Here is a 2,478-nt window from a genome sequence, read left to right as displayed (position 1 = left end):
AGCGACATCACCCGCGCAGCAGCGCCGCGTGACGTTCGTTCCTCTGGCCCTGACGCCAACCCGACGGGCGTCTGCGGCGATCAATTGCCTCTCAGGCTCTGAGGCACCCACTTTTCGCCCCGAGTCCGGTATTGACGTTCGAGGGCCCGCTGCTGCGGGCCTTTCTCATTTTCTTGACCCTGCTGCCAGGGGAAGCACGCGAAGGCGGAATCTGCCCTAGGCCGCTGTGCGGCTTGGCCCGGCCATCGTCGCGCCACCAGTGGACGATGGTCTCGCGGGCCTGCTGCAGGGTCTGGAACCAGTGTTCGTTCAGACACTCGGAGCGGAACTTGCCGCTGAGGCTTTCGATGTAGCCACTCTGCACGGACTTGCCCGGCTCGATGAGCAGGAGCCGGACGTGATGCCTGATTGCCCCCCAGGCGATGAAGGCCCGGCTCGTTGACTACTCCCCCTCGTCGGTGCGCACGGCCGCCGGCTGGCCGCAGAAGACCACGACGCGCTACAGCAGCCGCGTGACGTACTCGCCCGAGATGCCGTAGTGCACCGTGATGTCCGCGCACTGGTGGCTGAAGTGGTCGGCCACGGTCAGGCACTTCAGGCGGCGGCCGTTGGCCCGACTGTCGCTGCGGCAATCCACGCTCCCGACCTCGTTAACGGCGCGCGCCACCTGCCGCGGGACGCACTCGGCGGCCGACGGGCGGCGCACCTTCTGGCGATTGCGCGCCAAGTCGCTGTGAAGGCTTGACGCCGAGGACGCCCATGAGCGCGCGGATGTCCAGGTGCACCTCGGCCAGCAGCCGCTTGAGCTCGGCGTTCTCCGTGTCACCGCCGATGCAAAACTGACCCACTGCGCCGAAGTAAATCTGACCCACCTGGGCGAAGCTGACGGCTTTTTGGCCGTCGATGTTGACCCAGGAGCAAGCAGTGGAGATACGAGTGATGGCTCGCAGGGGCGAAGGGGTGCGGCAGATCGCGCGGCAGCTGGGCTGCTCGCGCAACACCGTGCGGCGGTACCTGCGTGACGAGGATGCGAGGCGCTACGGCCCCAGGGCGCCGCGGCCGTGCAAGCTGGACCCCTACCGGGCGTACCTGCTGGAGCGCATCGAGCATGCGCGCCCGCGCTGGATCCCGGCCACCGTGCTGCTGCGCGAGATCACCGAGCGTGGCTACACGGGCGGCATCAGCCAGCTCAAGGCATTCCTCGCACCCATGAAGAAGGCCGAGCCCGAGCCGGTGGTTCGCTTCGAGACGCCGCCGGGGCGGCAGATGCAGGCCGACTTCACCGTCGTGCGGCGCGGGCGCGACCCGCTGCTGGCGCTGGTGGCCACCCTCGGCTACAGCCGCGCCACCTTCGTGAAGTTCACCACCGCCGAGGACGCGGCGACGCTGTGCGCGGCGTTGCGCGAGGCGTTCGACTACTTCGGCGGCGTGCCCGCCGAGGTGTTGATGGACAACGCCAAGAGCGTGGTCATCGAGCGCGACGCGTATGGGCCCGGCCTGCACCGGTGGAACGACGAGCTGCTGCGGCTGGCCGACGAGTGCGGCTTCACGCCGCGCCTGTGCCGGCCGTACCGAGCCAAGACCAAGGGCAAGGTCGAGCGCTTCAACGGGTATCTGAAGGGCAGCTTCCTGGTGCCGCTGGCGGCCAGCCTGAAGGCCAGCGGGCTGGCGCTGACGGCGGAGCTTGCCAACCTGCACGTGCGGCGCTGGCTCGACGAGGTGGCCAACGAGCGCGTGCACGGCACCACCGGCGCCGTGCCGGCGGTGCGCCTGGCCGAAGAGCGCGCCGTGATGCTGCCGGCGCCGGCGCTCAAGGCGCCGCCGAAGATCGCGGCGAAGGTTGCCATGCCGGTAGAGAGCCTGCAGCACCCGCTGGCCGTCTATGACGCGCTGCTGGAGGTGAGGCCATGAACCTGCAGCACCAGCGCATCGAGGCGCTGTGCGCGCAGATGAAGTTCGCCCGGCTACACGCCGAGTGGCCCGCCATCGCGCAGCACGCGGCCCAGCAGCAGGCGAGCTTCGCCGACTTCCTCGAGCGCGTCCTGGACGCCGAGGTGCGTGCACGACACGAGCGCAAGGTCGCCACGCTGATGAAGCTGGCGACGATGCCGGCGGTCAAGACGCTCGAGCAGTTCGACTGGAAGGAAGCTGCCGGCGCGCCGAAGGCGCAGATCCTGGAACTCGCCCACCTGGCCTTCGTCGAGCGCGCCGACAACGTCGTGCTGCTCGGCCCCAGCGGCGTGGGCAAGACGCACCTGGCGCTGGCCATCGCCCACCGCGCGGTCAGCGCCGGCCACAAGGTGCGCTTCATCACCGCGGCCGACCTGATGCTGCAGCTGGCCGCCGCGCGCAGCCAGGGGCGGCTGAAGGAATACTTCGTCGCCCCTGCAAAACCCCCGCAACCCGCATGAACACTGGCTTTGCGGGGTGAATGCCGATGGCGCGAACTCCCAGCAACGAATCCAATAGGCCGCAGTT

General features: G+C 69.0%; 4 protein-coding genes and 1 pseudogene. 2 read left to right on the top strand and 3 right to left on the bottom strand.

The annotated features are described in order from the left end of the window. Positions 1-91: 91 nt before the first annotated feature. The 3 genes from DRV96_RS18890 to DRV96_RS18245 all read right to left on the bottom strand — a co-directional run bounded on the left by DRV96_RS18890 (position 92) and on the right by DRV96_RS18245 (position 1,001). The gene (locus tag DRV96_RS18890) at positions 92-388 is read right to left on the bottom strand and encodes an integrase core domain-containing protein (RefSeq protein ID WP_419187069.1); all 297 of its coding nucleotides are present in this window, start codon (positions 386-388) and stop codon (positions 92-94) included. 111 nt (positions 389-499) lie between these two features. After that, positions 500-637 (bottom strand): hypothetical protein, encoded by a 138-nt coding sequence (locus tag DRV96_RS18250; RefSeq protein WP_162911139.1) that lies wholly within the window; start codon positions 635-637, stop codon positions 500-502. Between the two features lie 13 nt (positions 638-650). Continuing rightward, positions 651-1,001: a hypothetical protein gene (locus DRV96_RS18245; protein ID WP_162911138.1), complete on the bottom strand. Its 351-nt coding sequence runs from the start codon at positions 999-1,001 to the stop codon at positions 651-653. Here DRV96_RS18245 and istA point away from each other — a divergent pair. Beyond that, entirely contained in the window at positions 904-1,911 is a 1,008-nt protein-coding gene (gene istA, locus DRV96_RS17610) for an IS21 family transposase (protein WP_119293573.1), read from the top strand. The two genes, DRV96_RS18245 and istA, sit on opposite strands and share 98 nt — an antisense overlap. After that, positions 1,908-2,378 (top strand): annotated as a pseudogene (locus tag DRV96_RS17605) (ATP-binding protein); the annotation flags it as partial. The gene istA and the pseudogene DRV96_RS17605, both read left to right, overlap by 4 nt. Positions 2,379-2,478 lie beyond the last annotated feature (100 nt).

Origin of the sequence: Azohydromonas sediminis, from assembly GCF_003574675.1 — a bacterium.
GTDB lineage: Bacteria > Pseudomonadota > Gammaproteobacteria > Burkholderiales > Burkholderiaceae_C > Calidifontimicrobium > Calidifontimicrobium sediminis.
The sequence above is the reverse complement of the archived record's forward strand: the minus strand, read 5'-3'. Positions and strand labels throughout refer to the sequence as shown.

Excerpts from the sequence above, each read along its gene's own strand:
- istA (WP_119293573.1), top strand. The coding sequence starts at position 904 with ATGTTGACCCAGGAGCAAGCAGTGGAGATACGAGTGATGGCTCGCAGG.